The organism is Methylophaga pinxianii, assembly GCF_020447225.1.
GTDB classification, from domain to species: domain Bacteria; phylum Pseudomonadota; class Gammaproteobacteria; order Nitrosococcales; family Methylophagaceae; genus Methylophaga; species Methylophaga pinxianii.
Genome location: NZ_JAJAEO010000187.1, coordinates 34,129 through 51,633, shown reverse-complemented (window position 1 = coordinate 51,633; position 17,505 = coordinate 34,129). Strand labels below are relative to the sequence as shown.

Sequence of the window (17,505 nt, the reverse complement as noted above, 5' to 3'; positions counted from 1 at the left end):
TTGTATAAAAAGTAAAGAACAAATCACACCCCGGGTTAATCTGTTCGGATGGCTTGTTGGACGGCACTCACCATCGAAGGAAATTGTTTTAATAATATCTGCATGCCTTCTATATCAAAGGCATCGATACGTTCCAGCAATTGGCTGGCATATCGATCCAGTGTCTCCACCTGATACTGCGTGGCCAGTTTGGCGATTTCATGAGCAAACCGTTTAATATCGGTCATGCTATTACTCTGAATAGCTTTGTGCCAAGCTTCATCCATCTCTGTCTGGAAGTGATTAAAAATCGAGAGTAATTGCTGTTTATCCAATTTTGACCAGTCTTGCTGGGGTGTTGTGTTCACCGGAACATCAACAGTCTGATAAGGTAAAAATACACTTAAGGCATGAAATAACTCATTCCTCAGTACAGGCTTACGCAGATAGGCATCAAAATGTTGCAATTTATCCTGCTCGTAAGCGTCCTTCATCACCGATGCCGTCAATGCGACCACCGGTAAGTCGGGTTTTAGCATTTTGATTCGCTGAGCAGCTTCATAACCATCCATGACCGGCATTCGAATATCCATCAAGACCAGATCTACCGGATGGTTTTTAACAAACTCGACTGCTAACTGACCATTGTCAGCTTCGCTGGTCTGGATATTACTATTAATAAAATGCTGCCGAATAAGCTCACGGTTATGATCGACATCATCAACGATTAACATATGTGCCGCTTCAAAACGGATATGACTGGCATCGAAGGCCAGGGCTTGTTGCCGAAGCTTGTCACTGGCAATAGCAGCTATATCAACGCCGGGCAAATCAATACTGAATACTGAACCCCCACCGTTTTTGCTTTGCAATTGTATTTTGCCGCCCATCATTTCTACCAGGCGACGAGTGATGGATAAGCCGAGTCCCGTTCCGCCATATTTACGAACATCTTGTCCAGATTGCTGGGCGAAGATTTCAAAAATGTGTTCAATTTCAGATTCCGCAATTCCGATACCTGTGTCTTCAACAAGGATATGTAAATCCAATTTACTCAAATGGTCATCAACATTATCGGCATGCACATGAATACGAACATGGCCGGTATCAGTAAATTTAACGGCATTACTGATAAGGTTAAACAACACTTGCCGAAGTCTGGTGGCATCCAGCAATAAGCCATGAGGCAAGTTTGGATCGATATCTAAATGAAATGCCAAATCTTTATTACGGATTTGCAGAATAAACATATTGGCAATTTCATCGAATAATTGATGAGGATCGGTTGCTGTTTTGTTGAGGACCAGTTTTCCGGCTTCAATTTTTGATAAATCGAGAATGTCGTTAATCAACAGCAGTAAGGTGTTTCCAGCACCACGGATCGTTTTAATAAAGGATTTAAGCCTGGGTTCGGTGATTTGTTCATCCAGTAATTCAGTAAATCCCATAATGGCATTCATCGGAGTGCGGATTTCGTGACTCATATTAGCGAGGAATTGAGATTTGGCGAGATTTGCCGCCTCTGCATGGGTTTTGGCCTCCTTGAGCGAATCTTCTAAAGCGATGCGATCATCCATATTCAGGTAAAAACCGAGAAAAGCTGGTTTCCCTAAATATTGAATGGAGATTATCGAAAACAGACCCTGAATTATGCAGCCATGTTGGGTCTTGATTTTAACCAACTCGCCATTGACTTCACCTTCAGCAGCCAGTTTTTCTAATATATGCTTACGTTGACTGATATCTGCATAGAAATCCTGCACTTTCAGCGATTCTTGCTGCTTAGCTGAAAAACCCAGCTCTTTGTAACAATGTTCATTGGCCAGCAAAATGCTACCATCGGCAGCAGAAGTTACCATCAAGCTCATTGGCATGACATTAATCAAATGTAATAACTGCGCTTCACTATCCCGAAGTTTTTGTTCAGAGGCCAGACGTTTATTAACTTCAATGCGTAATCGTCGATTCCAGTAAGCACTGGCAAGCAGGATAAGCAGTAACACACCTGCCACCTGAGCCAGCAGGGTGTAGTTAGTGCGTTGAATAGTTTTTACAGACATCCAGCGTTGATCAATGGTCCGTTTTTCCTCCTCTGTGATGGCTGTCAGGGCTTTATTGATGATAGATAAGAGTTCAGGGTACTCATCAACAATCCCCATATGTAATGCCGAGGAATATTCCCGAACAATGCTGGTATTCAGATGGGTTAAACCCGATTGACTGGCGTTGTAAGTGATAGTGGCAATAATATCAAAGTAGGCATCGATTTCTTCTGCCGCCAGCATGGCCAAGCCATCACGAACTGTTGGAACATAGACAATATCAACTTCCGGATAGTAGGCCAGTAATATCGATTCGGCAAAATAGCCTTTAACCACGCCGACAGGTTTATTACTAAACTCGTCCAGGCTGGTCAGGTGGCCGAATTTAGTGGTAGCGATGGCCAGAGGATAATCAAGATAGGGAATAGATAGATCCAGAAATGTTTCACGAAAGGTATTTCGTGACAGGGCGGCAATCAGTTCAATATCATTATTTTGAGCCGCTTCAATGACCGACTGCCAATCCTGTAAGGGTTCAAGCTTAAACTGCAGGCCGGTTTGCTCGCTGATAAGCTGCAAATAGTCAGCACTGATGCCGCTGTGAATTCCATTTTTGTCAATAAAATCAAAAGGCGGCCAGTAAGGATCGACGCCAATTCGCACGACAGGATTATTGTTTATCCATTGCTGTTCGCTTTCAGTTAAATTCAGTCGGCTCTGTTCAAATGGCAAGACTTCAAATGCCGAGCTGTCACTGACCACGGCATACCATTTATCCATGATTTGCTGCTTTTCAGCTGCTGTAATAGCAGAGAGTGATTTTTCAATAATGCTATGTAACAGAGGATAACGTTTATCAATAGCGACGGAGGTGTCTGTAGTGAAATTGGGCACTTTGGCAACCACTCTCAGATTGGACAAATAACGCTGTTTAATGACATTGGTTGCAACAGCAATATTGCCAATATAGGCGTCAGCTTTGGAAAACGAAACGGCTTCCAGTGAGTCATCATTGGAATCGGTCAGAAGCAGATCCAAATCGGGATAATTTATTTTCAGCCAGTTATGCAGATAAGAATCTTTATTGACCGCGACCGTGAGGCCTAACAAATCCTCCATGGATTGGATATCGTCACGGTGTTGCTGAACAATGATACCTAAGGAAAGGCTTACGTATGGTTTGGAAAATAATAAGAAATCCTGTCGTTGCTGAGTCGCCGCGGCACAACTCAATCCCATGAGTTTACCCGTACGCATTTTTTCCATGGTATTGGCCCAGACATCCGGTTCAACGGTAATTTTAAGGCCGCTTTTTGCACTGATGAGCTTTAATACATCGGTTGCAATACCATCATGTTCACCTTCTTCATTAATAAAATCGTAAGGTGCCCAACTAAAATCTGCTCCTAGCAGAATCTCCGGGTTTTCAGCCATCCATGCCTGTTCTTCTGGGGTAAATGTCAGTGCCGACAGTCGACAGCTGAGCATCAGTAGAACAAAAAATAACAGCCAGTCAGTTTTGATCGGAAATGGCAACAAATTCATCCAAATGTTCCAGTAGTAGATTGACCAGGTAGGGATCAAATTGGCTACTACTATGTTTTTTGATGTAGTCAATCGTGGCTTCTAATGTCCAGGCATCTTTATAGACACGTTTGTGCATCAAGGCATCAAATACATCAATTAAACCGACGATTCGGCCGTAGATATGTATATCCTGCGCTTTCAATCCTTGGGGATAGCCCGAACCATCCCATTTTTCATGGTGTTGATGAGCAATGATGGCCGCAGCTTTGGTGTATTTGCGTTTGGAATTATTAAGCAGTTGATAAGCCCGAGTGGTATGCGTTTTCATGATGGCAAACTCATCTTCAGTCAGCTTGCCCGGTTTATGTAAGATGGAATGGGGAATGGTAATTTTGCCAATATCATGCATGGGCGCTGCATGGAATAAGATATCGGCATCTTCATCCGTCAGACTTTCATGGTAGAGAGCCAGCAATCTACAGCATTCTGCTACTCGGCGAATATGTTTACCGGTTTCATCCGAGGTAGACTCCATCAGCTCGGTTAGTACATAAATCATTTCCAACTGATTCTGCTCGAGCTCTGTTAGCAGACGTTGTTGGTTTTGCTCGTACTTTTGTTGTAACGAAAGGTTGTGTTGTTGTAAAAGCTTTTTAGCTCGATAGAGGGTCAGGTGAGTATTCACTCTAGCCAGGAGCTCTTCTGCATGGAAGGGTTTACAGAGATAGTCAACGGCGCCAGCCTGGAAACCCTGACTAATCGAATCAACGTCAACTTTGGCGGTTACGAAGATAATCGGAATATCCTGAAAGCGTGGTTCTGCCTTAATTCGACGACAAACCTCATAACCATCCATATCCGGCATCATGATATCAAGCAGAATCAAGTCGTAGTCATGTGTTCGCATTAATGCCAGAGCTTCCTGTCCCCGGGTTGCAAAGGAAAGATTGTAGGGCTCTTCTTTTAAAAAATTCATCGCCACCTGGATATTGTCAGGTACATCATCGACGATCAAAACATTGGCGCTATTACTATCCATCGCGATTCCTTGTATAAAGATACTTTTGCGGCACTCCCTGCAATGACTGCAAATGGTATCTGTTGAAAATAACAGTAACTTTATAGCTTGTCTATTCGTCTTACTTTTTCAGTATCTCGTGTTTGCAAGCAGTGCGAATCTGACTGATAACTTTATAATTGAGTTGCAATATTGGCCGAGGAAGTCAAAATTAAGTGGCAATTATTTTAAAGTGAGGAAGTGATGAAGGCTTTACAAAAAGCACCAGAATGGCAGGCAGTTCTTGGGAAGGAATTTGAACAGCCTTATATGCAGCAGTTAAAGCAATTTTTACAACAGCAAAAAAGCCAACAAAAAGTCATTTATCCACACTCAGCAAACTGGTTTCATGCGCTTGAAACCACACCATTATCTCAAGTCAAAGTAGTGATTCTTGGTCAGGACCCTTATCATCAACCAGAACAGGCACATGGTTTGTGTTTTTCAGTGAAGCCGGGTGTGTCTATCCCACCCTCATTAATCAATATTTATAAAGAGTTGAATAATGATCTTGGTATTGCGCCGGTCAAGCATGGCTATCTGGAGTCCTGGGCGAAACAAGGGGTTTTATTGCTCAATGCAGTGTTAACGGTTGAACATGGTCAAGCCAATGCCCATCAGGGAAAAGGATGGGAGCAATTCACAGATAAGGTGATCAGTCTGGTGAATCAACAACGTGAACATGTCGTTTTTATGCTGTGGGGCAGCTACGCACAAAAAAAAGGTGCTGCGATTGATAATGATCGACATCTGGTATTAAAAGCACCGCATCCGTCACCTTTGTCAGCTCATCGCGGTTTTCTCGGCTGCAAGCATTTCAGCCAGGCAAACAAATATTTACAACAGCATGGCCAAACGCCTATAGATTGGCAATTGCCTCAATCAGTTTAGCGATTTACCGAACACTTAAACTATTTCTCCAATACAGCCGACCGGCAGGCTTGATACAATTCGCGCCATGATAAATTTCAGTCAACTTTCTTTACGTCGCGGACCGCGATTGCTGTTTGAGGCGGCCAACCTGGTCATTCATCCTGGCCAACGTATTGGTTTAACCGGTGCAAATGGTACCGGTAAATCCAGTCTGTTTGCGATGATCCGTAATGAAATCCATGCGGATAGTGGTGATCTGACATTGCCTGAAACCTGGGTGATAGCTCATGTTGCACAGGAAACACCCGCGGTGGACACTGCAGCCATTGACTATGTGCTGCAAGGTGATGAAGAGCTTAGCCATTTACTGGTACAGCTGTCTGAAGCAGAGCAAAATGGCGATGGTCATTTGCAAACCCAATTGCATGACAAAATAGGATTGATTGACGGTTACACCGGCCGCAGTCGTGCAGCAAAATTACTGCATGGTTTAGGTTTCAGTGCCGATCAACAGGAAAAAGCCGTCAAAATATTTTCTGGTGGTTGGCGCATGCGGCTTAATCTGGCCCAGGCATTAATGTGTCGCAGTGATTTGTTACTGCTGGATGAACCGACTAATCACCTGGATCTGGAAGCGGTTTACTGGCTGGAGGAATGGCTACGCAGTTATGCCGGAACGCTGTTAGTCATCTCTCATGATCGGGAATTTCTGGATAGGGTGGTTACGCATATCGCCCATATCGAACAACAGCGCATCAAATTGTATACCGGTAATTATTCAGATTTTGAATTAGCGCGTGCGGAACACTTGGCGAATCAACAAGCTGCCTATCAGAAACAGCAATCAGAAATCGCGCATATCCGTGATTTTGTAAACCGCTTTAAAGCTAAAGCGACCAAAGCCAAACAGGCCCAAAGTCGAATAAAAGCCCTGGAACGCATGGAAAAGATTGCTCCGGCACATGTGGATTCACCGTTCCATTTCAGCTTTTTTGAGCCACGGCGTTTAACCACACCAATTCTCGCGCTGGATAAAGCCAGTGTCGGCTATCAACAAACCCCGTTAATCGATAATATTAAGCTCCACCTTGCACCAGGTGATCGTATTGGTTTGTTAGGACCCAATGGCGCCGGTAAATCGACATTAATCAAGTTAATCGCCGGAGAACTTGGGCCACTTAGTGGCAAGCGTCGAGAAGGCAAAGATATTGTTATTGGTTACTTTGCCCAGCATCAACTGGAACAATTACGTCCTGATGAAAGTGCATTGAAGCACTTGCAGAGGCTGGATCCCATGGCGACCGAACAGGATTGCCGTAATTTTCTGGGTGGTTTTGGTTTTAATGGTGATACCGCTCTGGAACCGGTTGCGCCATTTTCAGGTGGTGAAAAAGCCCGGCTGGTGCTTGCTCTCTTGGTGTATCAGCGTCCGGCGCTGCTATTACTGGATGAGCCAACCAATCACCTGGATTTAGAAATGCGTTTGGCTCTTACCATGGCATTACAGGAATATGAAGGTGCATTAGTGGTGGTTTCGCATGACCGCTATTTCCTGCGTAATGTCACTGATGATCTTTGGTTGGTCGCCGATGGTAAAGCCGATGTTTTTGAGGGGGATCTAGAGGATTACCGGCAACTGCGGCTGGGGCGTGATACGGGAAATATTGCTACTGATAAAAGCCCTGCGGCCCATAACGCAAAAAAACTGGATCGTCAGGCGGCAGCGCAACAACGCCAAAAATTACAACCACTGCGTAATCAAGTTAAAAAAGCCGAGCAGATGCTGGATAAGGTGAATGCCGAATTGGCCAGTATTGAAACACAACTGGCAGATACAACATTGTATGAAGTAGCTAATAAAGAAAAGTTAAAAAACCTGTTACAACAACAAGCAGCAACTAAATCTGCACTGGAACAGGCTGAAATGGACTGGCTTGAGGCCAGTGAAATACTCGAAAACGCAGAAACTGCAGAGGTTTAATCCGTGGCATTATTGTCTTTAAAACAACTGACCGTCAGTTATGGTGGCCCCAATTTACTTGATAAAGTCGACTTTCAGCTCGACAAAGGTGAGCGGGTTTGCCTGGTAGGCCGCAATGGTGCTGGTAAATCTACTTTGATGAAGGTTATTGCCGGCGAGATCACCCCAGACAGTGGTGAGATGGTGGGTTTGCAAGAATTGAAAATTGCCCGGCTAGAGCAGGAAGTGCCAGCGGGCACTGCTGGCAGTGTGTTTGATGTTGTTGCCGCCGGACTGGGTGATGTTGGACCATTGCTGGTGGAATATCACCATATTGTTCAGCAGTTACAGCATGACAGCAGTGAACAAATTCTTAACAAGCTGGAAAAAGCCCAACACAAACTCGAGGCAGTAGATGGCTGGAGTCTTGAACAGCAGGTTGAAACCGTCATTTCCCGATTATCCCTGAATGCGGATGTTGAGTTTTCCAGTTTGTCCGGTGGGATGAAACGCCGCGTTTTACTGGCTCAGGCCCTGGTTCGTCAACCGGATATTTTGTTACTCGATGAACCTACCAACCATCTTGATATCAGCTCAATCACCTGGCTGGAAGGTTTTCTGGAAAGTTACGGTGGCACCTTACTGTTTATTACCCATGATCGTAGTTTTTTGCAGGCGCTGGCAACCCGTATAGTGCAACTGGATCGTGGTCAGTTGGTCAGTTTCCCGGGTGATTACAAAAGCTTTTTGCAAAAACGCGAAGCCATGTTAGCAGCTGAAGCTGAGCAGAATGCACAGTTTGATAAAAAACTGGCACAGGAAGAAGTCTGGATACGCCAGGGCATTAAAGCGCGGCGCACTCGTAATGAGGGCCGGGTAAGGGCATTGGAAAAACTGCGACGTGAACGGGGACAACGCCGAGAAGTACAAGGCAATGTTTCGATGCAGATCCAGGAAGGTGATCGGAGCGGCAAGCTGGTGGTTGAGGTCGAGAATATTAGTCAGGCATTTGATGGCCGACAATTATTTAAAGATTTCTCATCAGTGATCCAGCGTGGTGATCGCATTGGTATTATTGGTCCAAACGGCTGTGGTAAAAGTACTTTACTCTCCATTTTACTGGGCCGGGCAGAACCTCAATCTGGCACTGTACGATTAGGAACCAATCTGCAGGTGGCATATTTTGATCAATTACGCAGTCAATTGGATGAAGAAGCCAGTGTTGTAGACAATGTCGGGCAGGGAAGGGACTTTGTTGAAATTAATGGCAGTCGGAAACATGTGATTGGCTATTTGCAAGATTTCCTGTTCACACCGGATCGTGCCAGAACGCCGGTAAAAGCATTGTCTGGAGGTGAACGTAATCGTTTGTTACTGGCGAAATTGTTCACCCAGCCAGCGAATTTACTGGTACTGGATGAACCAACCAATGATCTTGATGCGGAAACCCTTGAGCTGCTGGAAGATTTACTCCTCGGCTTCACCGGTACGATGCTGCTGGTCAGTCATGATCGAAGCTTTCTAAACAATGTGGTGACCAGCTGTATTGTGTTTGATGAAGATAACCAAGTGCGGGAGTATGTGGGAGGCTATGATGACTGGCTGGCACAACGGCAACAGTCAGTGAAGCAGGAAAAACCAGCAACCAAACTGGAATCTGTTTCGCCAGCGAAAGCCACTAAGAAGAAGACAACACTTACTTATCAACAACAGTTGGATTTAAAAGCTTTGCCGCTGGAAATCGAAAAGCTTGAGCAGCAAATTGCTGAAGTAACAAAAACAATGGCGGAAGCGGATTTTTATCAGCAGGATGCCGCGAAGATTAAACAGGTTCAATCTCAGCTGGCTGAGTATGAACAATCACTCGAACGCGCTTTTGATAAATGGGAAAAACTGGAAGCTTTGCAAAACGCCTAGCCACTGTTTATATTTTCCAGATACAAAAAAGCCGCTGACTTGTTAGTTAAGTCAGCGGCTTTTTTTCGTGAGTTTACTCGTCTAACAACGCATCACGGTTGTCTTCACGAATACGTGGCAGAATCCACATTTCGTACATCGATACTACCCACATAAAGGCAAATGATAACGCCATTGCACCGCCAGCAATGATGACAAACCAGGCAAAATTTGGATGCAGTTTAGTTAACCACCAAGCGCTAATATCGACTAATAGAAAGATATATGGCATGGAAATGACGGTGACTTTCAATGCTTTAGGTACACCTGCTGCCAGACTGAAAATCAAGCCGACAAACATAAAGATAAAAGCGATACCAAACAAGTGGATATGTGAGACGCGAGCAAGTGACGCTATGCTGGCACCGGTATCGACCACAGCCCGTTCTTTTATCTGTTTAAAATCAGAATAGTCCGGAATCGCACCACCCGCATCGGCGTTGTGGCAGACAATACATTTGGCATCAAAGATTTGTCTGATGCCGTCATTTTCATAAGAATCTTCAGTCGCTCCGGCGTGAACCCAGCTGATAATTTTGGCACGTTCTTCATCGGTTGCCATGGGTTTCATCGAACCATGCAGCTTATTTTCAAGCAATGAATTACTTCTGTTGCCGTAATAACTGTAAACAATATCATCTACAGACAGACCATATTTACCATCAGCCAAGCCATGCGTCAGCTGAATTTGAACGATCGCCATCAGGTAACCAACCGCCACCACAACCAAATAACCGGTAAACAGTGCTTTTAATGAGGTGCCTTGACTCGCGAGATTGAGGTTGTGATTTGTTGCCATGTTGCTTCCCTTATTTTTATTGTGTTTATTTTATTACATCACGCACTTAGTGAGTAGCCAAATACGCTATTTACTGCCAAAAACCTGTTGCAATATTTCCGATGTTCTTGCTGTAGGATTCGCCCGGATCTTCTGTTCTTCTTGCGCTAGCATGGTAAATAAACCATCCAGGGCTTGACCTGTTACATAATCCTGCAGATCCAGGTTTAAATCCTGACCTACAACAGGAACGGAACTCAGTTTATCATCCAGCTGATTATAGTATCGGGTAGCGCCAACCTCATTCAGCGATGTATTGATGATAGGTTCAAATAGCACGGCCAGTTTGTCACGTGTCCTGTCTTCAAAAAAGCGAGTCGCGGCATCATTGTTACCATTCAAAATATGACGTGCATCATCAATGCTCATGCTTTTGATTGCGTCAATCATAATCGATGTAGCCTGTGGCGCAGCTTTTTCCGCAGCACTGTTGATACTTTGTTCGAAATCATCAGCTAGTTTATTTAAACCTAACTGACGCATTAAAGCTGCAGCTTGTTGTACCCGGGGGGGCAATGGAATCCGAATTTGTGGATTATTCAGATAACCACCTTGCTGGCTGACTTTTTCTACCGCTTTCTTTGTACCAACTTCCAGAGCCTCTTTTAAGCCATTAACAATAGTATCAGAGCTTAACTCGGTACCTTGCTGAGTCTCCAGTGCTGAACTTCCCGCTTTGCTAAAATCGTTAAGAAATTGCTTCCAGTCAGCATGTACCGGAAACGACACTGCAAAACACAAGAAGGTGAATAAAATGCGGCCAAATTTGGCTTGATAAATCATAACGAATTTCCTTCCATACGATAGGGGATCCTGCCTGCGTCATGCTACTAGCGTCAAGCAATCCTTTATCGTCATTACAAATAACAAACAAAAAAAAACCGGCTAATTTCTTAACCGGTTTTTCATGTCTGTATCGGATCTGGTTATCAGTTAGGGACAACGTTTTCCGCTTGTGGACCTTTTTGACCTTGTGTCACTTCCATCGTGACAGACTGGCCTTCTTTCAGAGTTCTGAAACCATCTGATTTAATCGCGCTGTGATGTACAAATACATCTGGACCATCGGCGCGTTCAATAAAACCGAATCCTTTTGCGTCATTGAACCATTTCACTGTGCCTGTAACTTGCTCTGCCATATCAACCTCAATATCTTAAATCTTCTGCTAACTTAACTCCTAAGTCAGCTTACACTACCCCTTAAAAAGGGGTTAATCGCATTGTACGCCCAAAATTTAACAAAAAGTCACATTTATTTTAGGCCCGACCCTTTTTTTTTATCCTGAAAAACATATGACTAAAGTGAAGATGGAACGGTTAGTTATTGAATATATTATGTTTATTTAATATGTGACACTCAAAATATTCCAGTTGAATGATTATATTTAATGTCAGTTGAGCAACTGCAGAGGCAGATAAAATGCGCGATTTTGCCTTTAACATAGGCTAAACTGGCTTGAATTCAGCCGGTTTATCAGACCCTTCACCAAAAAAGAATTTTTCCAGTTCTGTCTTTAAAAAAGACTGAGATTTGGGATCCGCCAACGATAAACGATATTCATTTATCAACATGGTTTGATGTGCTACCCACATTTGCCAGGCCTCTTTGGAGACACTCTCATAGATTTTTTTGCCCAACTCTCCAGGGTAAGGTGGAAAATCAAGTGCCTCAGCTTCTTTATTGAGTTTTACACAATGCACGGTACGTGTCATAGCATCCTCTCGGTTGATGATAAGAATTCAATTAATTGTTTAACCGGGGCAGGTAAACCCATGGTTAATGCCTGATCTATTTTAACCCAGATATACAGTTTATTCTCGGCCACCATATCAATCGGTTCTGCAGTGACCAAGTGAGGATGGATAAGCAGCTTGAAATGGCTGAAAACATGTTTTATTTCAGATAATGATGATTGAAAGACAATATGTTTCACTGGCAGAGAGTGATCGGTTATCTCTGATGTTTCAGCCTCTGGAAAACTCCATAATCCTCCCCAAATACCACTATGTGGTCGTTGTTCCAGGAGGATATTGTTATTTTTGTCTATACAAACAAACCAGTTTGTTTTACGGGTTGGTTGACTTTTTTTGGCTTTACGAACCGGGAATAACGTCGGTTCACCGGATGCAAAAGCCTGACAATCGGTTTGCAAGGGACATTGCTGACATGCGGGACGACTGCGAGTGCATAAGGTGGCACCCAGATCCATTTGGGCCTGAATATAATTTGCAATACGCTCGGTGGGTAATAACGCTTCGGCCCGTTGCCACATGGCTGTTTCAGCTTGTTTTTCACCTGGCCAAACCGGTATTGCGTCATATCGGGCAAGCACACGTTTAACATTGCCATCCAAAATGGGAAAACGTTGATGAAACGCCAAAGACATAATTGCACCTGCCGTGGAGCGTCCAACCCCAGGCAAACTCAATAGTGCCTCAAAATTTTCCGGCACCTGAGCATCATGCTGTTGTTGCATTTGGATGGCCGCCTTGTGCAAGTTGCGACCGCGAGCGTAATATCCCAGACCGGCCCAAAGCCCAAGCACATCATCAATATTGGCATCAGCCAGACTATCAATATCCGGAAACCGTTGGGTGAAGCGCTGATAATAGGGGATAACTGTAGCCACTTGCGTCTGTTGCAACATTACTTCCGATAACCAGACATGGTAAGGCGATGCATTTATCTGCCAGGGTAAATCCTTACGACCATATTGGTCATACCAGGCTAATAAGCGTTCACTGAACGGGTTGGTCATCAACACAGGAGTCGGCCGTGCTCGAAATTGAACACGGCCTCTAGGCTAGTATTAATCAGAATAAACTCTTGAGTTTCTCTTTGAGAGCATCTTCTGCTGAAGGAGATGCTTCTTCCTCAGTGGTATCAGCTGAAGGTTGTTCTTCCGTTACTGGCTCCTCAGTAGTAGTCGAGGAGGACTCGGATTCAGACTCGATACCGAGCTTACCACCCAATAAACCACCCAAGCCGTCACCCAATTTTTCTTTTAGTTTTTCTTCTGCTTTGGCTTTCATTTCATCCGTAGCTTGTTCTTTTAAAACAGCTGCCAAATCTACTTGTGGCCGTGGACTATCAAAACTACCCGTAATTTTAACTGGAATAGTTAAGCCTTTCAGCTCTTCCAGAGTTTTACCACCCTGACCTTCGGCAGTGCCCACGATTGAAACCCGGACAGCATAATCGATGACTTCTCTTGGTATATCGATATCGCCGGCGCCAGTGACACGCAGCAAGGGGGACATGAGTTCGAGATCCTGATTGTTCACAATACCTTCATTTGCCGTAAAAGAGCCTTTCAAGCTGCTGAAGTCTGTTTGCACCGGTTGATTGTTTTCGGTGGCTTTTTGTCCTGAAAGCAGGGCTTTAGCCTGACGAATGGCTTCTGCGATATTAATTCCCTTTAATGCACCATCAGTAAAAGAAAATGCGCCATTGCCAGCCAGACTTTGCTTAATTGCATCAAGATCTTTACCACTGCCATTCAGTTTTACATTGGCATTAGCAGTGCCCGAGATACGGTCATTACCGGTCAGATCCATTAGTAATGGACCTGCCTGAACCCCTTGCAAAGTTTCATCAATAGCCAGTTTCAGGTTGTCCTCTCGTGCATCAATATTGATATTACCTTGATACTTTCCCTGATACAGCTCTGCAGATAATGGACTGAGTTTTATTAATCCATCTTTTGAATCAATAGTAATCACAATATTTTCAGTGCTTATTCCACTTGCTTTGAGTTTTCCAATATTCAGACTTCCTTTTGCGTTAATGTCACGTAAGGTAGCTAGCGGTAATTCACTGGAGCCTCCCGCAGCTGCAGTTGCAGGTGTCGTCACTTCTTGCGCAGGTTGGTCGGCGCCTTCCTTGACCGGCGGAAGATAGCGGTCAGCATCAATTTGGTCTAATGACAAATTAAAGGTGTATGCAGGTTTTTCAAAATTACGCATCCCAAACTGACCGGTTAACTGGCTCTGATCAAGTGTTAACTGTAAGTCTTTAGTCTGCACAGAATTTTTAGTACCACTGAGTTCAGTAGTCAACTGAACCAACTCCAGCGTGCTGGTATCTGCCATTTCGGGAAGTTCTACTTCTAAATCATTCGCTAACTTGCGAAGATTGAAAGGCTTGATTTGGATGTTGCCATTAAAAGCAAGATCATCTGACAAAATCTTTTCACCCTGAAAACGGCCATTCATAGTGAGATCTGCCAGTTTGATCGCAAGATCATTGGCTTGGAAGGTTTCATCAGCCAAATTGGCAATAATATTAGTGTTTACATCCAATTTAGCCTTGCCGCCTGGAAGCTTCTCATCTTCAAGGTCGGCCGTAATGACAAGGTTACTGATGCGATGTTGTTGAGTGGCTAGATTCGCTTCAATTAACCCAGTTAACTCGGCATCAATTTTTTGCTCAATACCAGCTGCCTGTAAATTCATGACAAGGTTATTAATGGTGATCATTTCACTCGCCATATTGGCATTTACATCAGCTTGTAAGTTTAAATTGGCTTGTTGTAATGGCATCGCAGAGCTATTGGCCACAGTATTCAGTTTCAGTTCTTCCAATGCATAAACTTGTTTTTCCAAATCGACAATGACGTTAGTATCAATTTTGATATGGGCTTTGGCTTCTGGCTTACTGCTAATCAAATCAAAGGAGGTCGTTAAAGCCGTTGGTTCACCGGGGACTAGCGGGTCAGTATCAAGATTGAGGTTACGTAGCTGAAAATTTTCATCTTTACTGGCATCCGACCACAATACATTGGCATTGGTTAATTTGACTCCAGCAATGCTAATGGCTGCCAAACCATTTGAAGGTTCAGTTGCAGAGCTGTCTGAAGTGGTTGAGGCGGTCTCGTCTGTTTCTGCTTTTGGTTCAGTCAAATCATCCCAGTTAGTTACACCTGCTTCGTTGGTTTCCAGATTCAATAGCAGTCCATCCAAAACAATGGTGTCCATTTCCAACTGTTTTTTCAGCAAAGGCATCAATTTGATGCGAATTTCAGCGGCTTCCACACTGGCAAATGATTCTGCTTTAAAACCGCTGGCATTACTCAGCGATAATGGTCCGAGTTCTAAGGCAATCCAGGGAAATACAGAAAGACTGATATCGCCTTGAAGTGTTAATTGCCGGCCCGTGGCCTTTTCAACCTGCGCTGCAATCTCATCTTTATAATCATTCGGATCGATAATGAAAGGGAGTGCTGCGAGTGCAGCGATAGCAATGATGATTATTGCGATAATCAGTTTGATAAAGGTGCGCATGCTTTTATCCTGTGCTTTAGATGGGTGTTATATTAAAGATGATAAGCCATTTAACAGGGTTTATGAACCGGCTTTGACGATATAGCTAAAACGTTCATAATCCAATGTCGCTGAAAATAAGTCCTTGGTTTCGACACTGGTAAAGCTTCCATTTGGTTTGAATACAGTTAGTTGGCGTTTAGGACTAAAGACACCTTTCTGTGTAATTAGTGCTGGAATTTGTGTGTTTAATTGTAAAGCCGAGTATAAATAACTGGCGGATTTCGGTTGGCAGGTGACGATTTCCGGCGAGCCATCAATCAAGCTCAAACCTGCCTGAGCATTATGTTGCCAATCATTACAAAACCAGCAAATGGTGGCGAGTTGCAGTTTGCCGGAAGTCTTTATCAACACTAATTCATTCACATCAATATTGTCTTGCAACTTTTCAAACAGCAGCAAACTACCTTGATCTGAATTATTTAATACCATCGCATTCAAGCTGGTCGAAACAGCACCATTAAGAAAATCAACAATATTCTCGAAGCCATAAACTAATTCAATATAGCCCGTATCCAGCAGCTGTTGCCGGGCTGACTGGCGTTGATAATTAGCAGCAAGTTGAGGCATGACCTGCCGAATCAACTGGAGATCCAGGCTGTTTTCCTGTTTATGGGCGGGAATCAGCTTTTGCCCCAGAATTGTTAAAACATCCTGTGTTTGTAACATACGACTATCAGCAGCAACTCGAATTAACTGGGGTGTTTTCGATAAGGCTTTTGGTGCTTCGTCCTGTTCAGCGTCAATACAGAAATAACCTGTCAGCAGAAACGCATTTTCCAGAACTTGTTGTTGCGGCGGTATAACGGTAATGACAGCTTTATCCAATACCTCTGAGAACAAATTATATAGCCGAAGTACAGCGTGTTTTGACACACTATATGGATCGGCAATGGCAATTAAAACGATGTGTTTATAAATGTGCTCAAAACTATCACTGGTTTCGAGCGATGCTAGTTCTGGCTTGAGCTCAAGTGCTTTTGCCTGTTCCAGGTAAATTAGTATTTGATGAAGTTGGGCCCAGCAGTTTGGCGGGGGTGTTCGATAATACATATAGGCATGGAGAATCTGTAAAGCAAGTAAATCGCTGCCTCGATTTAAACAAAATAAATATCGGGGTTGTTCTGCTGGACGTTCACCGCGTTGATAATGTTTGTCAGCTAGATTGAAATACAATTCGGCTAAACAGCGTAATGTCAGGCTAAAATTGTTCAGGTTTTTGGGGGCAGGCCTTTTTATGCTGGCTTCTGCAGCAAGGGTTTTGCTGTCACGCTGTAATAAAAGCCTTTTTAATTCATGATAGTAGACTTCCAAAAGGTTTATCTGTCTGTTTTCAGAGATATGATGTTGTTTGATGGCTTGCAGGTTTGCCAATAGAATTGAAAGCCGTTGGACTGGATCATCAGTAAGCTGTGATAACCAGGTTTTCAAAAGCGCCGGAACGGTAATAATATCTCCCCGTCGCTCGACAGTCATCTCAGACACCAGCAGATGCAATGGGGGGAGATCCTTCGCCGGTTTGGCTTCGTTGCGTAACAACTTGTTTCCCAGCCACATACGAAACAACCTGGGATTGATTAATTTGGCAGGCGTCTGCAGAAAATGAAAACCTTTAGCGGTTAATTTGCTGGAATGGGAAAAATGTCTTTCAGCAAAAGCAAATACAGAAAATAAATTGCTTCTGGTAAGTGGTAATTTTATTTGCAGCAGATTTTGTTCTCGACTGGTGTTGCGTCGACTGCAATAAATATTAAGCAGATTAATATCACGCTGTTGCCAGGCTTTCAGGCCTTCAGCGTTATCAATATTGTAAAAATACAAAACGGCATGGCCTAATCGACTGATTTGCCATTGATGGTTTAATGAAGAGTTGTACTGCGTGAGTAAGGTTTGCAGTTGTTGATGATCTGCATCAGTGAAGCCGAAGCATCGTATCCGCAGATTAGCCAAC

The 17,505-nt window shown here is 43.8% G+C and carries 12 protein-coding genes; 3 read left to right on the top strand and 9 right to left on the bottom strand.

From position 1 onward, the window contains the following. Nucleotides 1-35: 35 nt before the first annotated feature. Complete coding sequence (locus LGT40_RS14380; RefSeq protein WP_226071175.1) at nt 36-3,566, bottom strand: transporter substrate-binding domain-containing protein; 3,531 nt, start codon at nt 3,564-3,566, stop codon at nt 36-38. Continuing rightward, nucleotides 3,535-4,587 (bottom strand): response regulator, encoded by a 1,053-nt coding sequence (locus LGT40_RS14375; RefSeq protein WP_226071174.1) that lies wholly within the window; start codon nt 4,585-4,587, stop codon nt 3,535-3,537. The genes LGT40_RS14380 and LGT40_RS14375 overlap by 32 nt, the downstream gene beginning before the upstream one ends. 222 nt (nt 4,588-4,809) lie before the next feature. Between LGT40_RS14375 and ung the strand changes: the two genes are divergently transcribed. The 3 genes from ung to uup all read left to right on the top strand — a co-directional run bounded on the left by ung (nt 4,810) and on the right by uup (nt 9,355). After that, on the top strand, nt 4,810-5,496 hold the full coding sequence (gene ung / locus LGT40_RS14370) for a uracil-DNA glycosylase (RefSeq protein WP_226071173.1): 687 nt from the start codon (nt 4,810-4,812) through the stop codon (nt 5,494-5,496). Between the two features lie 67 nt (nt 5,497-5,563). Next, on the top strand, nt 5,564-7,459 hold the full coding sequence (locus LGT40_RS14365; protein ID WP_226071172.1) for an ATP-binding cassette domain-containing protein: 1,896 nt from the start codon (nt 5,564-5,566) through the stop codon (nt 7,457-7,459). A gap of 3 nt (nt 7,460-7,462) precedes the next feature. Then, nucleotides 7,463-9,355 (top strand): ATP-binding cassette ATPase Uup, encoded by a 1,893-nt coding sequence (gene uup / locus LGT40_RS14360; RefSeq protein ID WP_226071171.1) that lies wholly within the window; start codon nt 7,463-7,465, stop codon nt 9,353-9,355. A 73-nt stretch (nt 9,356-9,428) separates the two neighbouring features. On the opposite strand, the gene LGT40_RS14355 is transcribed toward uup, so the two are convergent. The 7 genes from LGT40_RS14355 to LGT40_RS14325 form a co-directional block, all read right to left on the bottom strand. Continuing rightward, nucleotides 9,429-10,193 (bottom strand): Aq_1264-related membrane protein, encoded by a 765-nt coding sequence (locus LGT40_RS14355; RefSeq protein WP_226071169.1) that lies wholly within the window; start codon nt 10,191-10,193, stop codon nt 9,429-9,431. 66 nt (nt 10,194-10,259) lie between these two features. Then, the gene (locus LGT40_RS14350; protein ID WP_226071167.1) at nt 10,260-11,015 is read right to left on the bottom strand and encodes a DUF4197 domain-containing protein; all 756 of its coding nucleotides are present in this window, start codon (nt 11,013-11,015) and stop codon (nt 10,260-10,262) included. Between the two features lie 146 nt (nt 11,016-11,161). After that, nucleotides 11,162-11,371 carry a cold-shock protein gene (locus LGT40_RS14345; protein ID WP_226071166.1) on the bottom strand — a complete coding sequence of 70 codons (210 nt, stop codon included), beginning with the start codon at nt 11,369-11,371 and terminating at the stop codon, nt 11,162-11,164. A gap of 307 nt (nt 11,372-11,678) precedes the next feature. Then, the gene (locus LGT40_RS14340) at nt 11,679-11,945 is read right to left on the bottom strand and encodes an oxidative damage protection protein (RefSeq protein ID WP_226071164.1); all 267 of its coding nucleotides are present in this window, start codon (nt 11,943-11,945) and stop codon (nt 11,679-11,681) included. Then, nucleotides 11,942-12,991 (bottom strand): A/G-specific adenine glycosylase, encoded by a 1,050-nt coding sequence (gene mutY / locus LGT40_RS14335; protein WP_226071249.1) that lies wholly within the window; start codon nt 12,989-12,991, stop codon nt 11,942-11,944. Before mutY ends, LGT40_RS14340 begins: the two co-directional genes overlap by 4 nt. 55 nt (nt 12,992-13,046) lie before the next feature. Further along, the gene (locus LGT40_RS14330) at nt 13,047-15,515 is read right to left on the bottom strand and encodes an AsmA family protein (protein WP_226071162.1); all 2,469 of its coding nucleotides are present in this window, start codon (nt 15,513-15,515) and stop codon (nt 13,047-13,049) included. Nucleotides 15,516-15,575: 60 nt separating this feature from the next. Further along, the gene (locus tag LGT40_RS14325) at nt 15,576-17,504 is read right to left on the bottom strand and encodes a cyclic-di-GMP receptor FimW-related protein (protein WP_226071160.1); all 1,929 of its coding nucleotides are present in this window, start codon (nt 17,502-17,504) and stop codon (nt 15,576-15,578) included. Between the last annotated feature and the right edge of the window lies 1 nt (nt 17,505).